This is a genomic window from Allobosea sp. 05T422_2 (assembly GCF_056396265.1).
Map to the genome: position 1 here is coordinate 1 of NZ_JBFTLD010000459.1, position 2,540 is coordinate 2,540.

Here is a 2,540-nt window from a genome sequence, read left to right on the forward strand (position 1 = left end):
CTCATATACTAGGCGGGCGTTTGTTCCTCCCGAGACCTGGTCCGCGGCGCTCAAGGTTTCCCCGAGCGAGCCCAGCGCCAGATGAGTATCCGATTGTGACAGGGCTGTCACCCATTTAGGCAGCGCTAGCCTGATCTTTTTGCAAGTTAAATGAAGTTTGCTCTTGTGCAGTGCGGCATGCTCCAGATGTGGCGGCTCAACGCCTTGTTCCCGTCAAAGGATGCCGTTACGACGCCGGTGATGATCGGCCGGATCCTCCGGCAACGACGGAGATGCTTCACATGCTGCGCAGTTCTCTCGCCATTCTCGCCCTTGCTGCGTCGCTCGGCTGCGCTCAGGCGCAAGCGCCGGCCTCCGATCCCAACAATACGGTCGTGCTCGAGACCAAGGACGGCAACATCACGATTCGTCTTCGTCCCGATCTGGCGCCCAAGCATGTCGAGCAGATCAAGGCGCTGACCAAGCGTGGCTTCTATGATGGTATCGTCTTCCATCGCGTCATCGACGGCTTCATGGCCCAGACCGGCGACCCCACCGGCACCGGCACGGGCAAGTCAGACCTGCCTAATCTCCCGGCTGAATTCAGCCCCACGCCCTACAAGGTCGGCTCGGTCGGCATGGCGCGTTCCGCCTCGCCCGATTCCGCCAATTCCCAGTTCTTCATCTGCTACGAAGGCTGCGGTTCGCTGACGGGGCAGTACACGCTGTTCGGCGAAGTAGTGTCCGGCATGGATGTGGCGCGCAAGATCAAGAAGGGCAGCTCGGCCAATAATGGCCAGGTCAGCGGCCCCGACAAGATCGTGCGCATGCGTCTTCAGTCCGACGCGAAATAGCAACGAGCGGCTACCTGCATGTCGCGTGTCCTGCCCCTGTTCGTCGCCGGCTTGTCGATCGTCATGGTCGGCGCTGGCGCGGCACAGGACACACGCGACCTGGGATTGCCACCGCCCTCCGGCTCGCAGAACCCGGTTCTGCCTCCGCCTTCCGGCTCGCAGAATCCCGTGCTGCCCCCACCGACGGGGCAGCGCTACCTGCCGGGGATCGGCGGGCCGTTCGGGGAACACGCGCCACGCCGCGCCATTCCAAGCCTGCCGCCTCCTGTCGATTCGGGGCTGAGCGGTTCGGTCTCGCCAGTGACGCGGAGCTTTGAAGGCGACGCCGTCGATCGCGTTTCGGAGCTCGGTCCAGCGTTTCGACGCTGCTGGAATCCGCCTGCGATGACCGGCTCCAGCGACAGCGCCATGGCGACTGTCCGCTTCAGCCTGCGGCGCGACGGCACCATCTTTGGCCAGCCGCGCGTCACCTGGGAAACGCGCCGCACCGACCCCGATCTGCGGGAACGGTTCACCGCCTCCGTGATCGACGCCATCCGAAACTGCGCACCTGTGAGGTTGTCGCCGCGCTTCGGAGCGAGTATCGCGGGGCGACCCTTCACCATTCGCTTCCACGGCCGTGCGCCGTCCAATGAAAGGCCGATCTGATGTCGCTCGATCCCGAGAACACCCTCGTCATGGAAACCACAAAGGGCCGCGTTGTCATCAAGCTGCGCCCCGACCTCGCCCCTGCCCATGTCGAGCGCCTGAAGACGCTGGCGCGCCAGGGCTTCTATGACGGCATCGTCTTCCACCGCGTCATTGATGGCTTCATGGCGCAGGTCGGCTGCCCGCATGGCACCGGCACCGGCGGCTCCGACCTGCCGGACCTGAAGGCCGAGTTCAACGCCGAGCCGCATGTTCGGGGCATCTGCTCGATGGCCCGTTCGCAGAACCCGAACTCGGCCAACAGCCAGTTCTTCATCGTCTTCGACGACGCCCGCTTCCTCGACAAGCAGTACACGGTCTGGGGGCAGGTCGTTGAAGGCATGGAGAATGTCGACAACATCAAGCGGGGCGAGCCGGTGCGTGAGCCGGACTCCATCGTCTCGATGAAGGTGATGGCCGACGCGGCCTGATATCGCCACGGGCCCCGTTCGAACGGGGCCTGAGTTCAGATGAGCCCTCATCCCGGCAGCGCCGCAGGCGCGTCCCGACGGATGGGGGCTCATCTTGTTCTGGTTCGCAGTTTTGTGAGGCGGATTCGATCGTGGATGTCGAACTTTTCGACTTCGACCTGCCGGAAGAACGTATCGCGCTGAGGCCCGTCAGCCCACGCGATGCTGCGCGGATGCTCGTGGTGCGGCCGGATGCAGCCGAACCATTCGAGGATCGCGGCGTTCGCGAACTCGCCAGCCTGCTTCAACCCGGCGACGCGCTCGTCCTCAACGATACGCGCGTGATCCCGTCCCGGCTCTACGGCCGGCGCGTCAGGGGAGAGGCCTCGGCGCGCGTCGAGATCATGCTGCACAAGCGCGAAGCATCCGACCGATGGCTCGCGTTTGCCAGGCCGGCCAAGAAGCTCGCTCTCGGCGAGACGGTCGTGTTCGGCTCGGATGCGGCATCGAATGCGTGCGAGCTCGRCGCGCTGCATGCCGAGGTCGTCGGAAAGGGCGAGGGCGGCGAGGTCGAGTTGCGCTTTGCCTGGTCCGGTCCGGTGCTCGATGA

General features: G+C 64.7%; 4 protein-coding genes. All 4 read left to right on the forward strand.

The genetic code is table 11. The annotated features are described in order from the left end of the window. Positions 1–281: 281 nt before the first annotated feature. Positions 282–833, forward strand: coding sequence for a peptidylprolyl isomerase (locus AC1DJT_RS36045; protein WP_441491865.1), 552 nt, complete (start codon positions 282–284; stop codon positions 831–833). A gap of 18 nt (positions 834–851) precedes the next feature. After that, positions 852–1,481, forward strand: a complete 630-nt coding sequence (locus AC1DJT_RS36050; protein ID WP_441491864.1) for a hypothetical protein — start codon at positions 852–854, stop codon at positions 1,479–1,481. Next, complete coding sequence (locus AC1DJT_RS36055; protein WP_441491863.1) at positions 1,481–1,951, forward strand: peptidylprolyl isomerase; 471 nt, start codon at positions 1,481–1,483, stop codon at positions 1,949–1,951. The genes AC1DJT_RS36050 and AC1DJT_RS36055 overlap by 1 nt, the downstream gene beginning before the upstream one ends. Positions 1,952–2,082: 131 nt before the next feature. Continuing rightward, positions 2,083–2,540 (forward strand): S-adenosylmethionine:tRNA ribosyltransferase-isomerase (locus AC1DJT_RS36060; protein WP_476835991.1); only part of this gene is annotated, 458 nt, incomplete at its 3' end.

Coding starts and splice junctions, on each gene's coding strand:
- AC1DJT_RS36045 (WP_441491865.1), top strand. CDS start 282: ATGCTGCGCAGTTCTCTCGCCATTCTCGCCCTTGCTGCGTCGCTCGGC.
- AC1DJT_RS36050 (WP_441491864.1), top strand. CDS start 852: ATGTCGCGTGTCCTGCCCCTGTTCGTCGCCGGCTTGTCGATCGTCATG.
- AC1DJT_RS36055 (WP_441491863.1), top strand. CDS start 1,481: ATGTCGCTCGATCCCGAGAACACCCTCGTCATGGAAACCACAAAGGGC.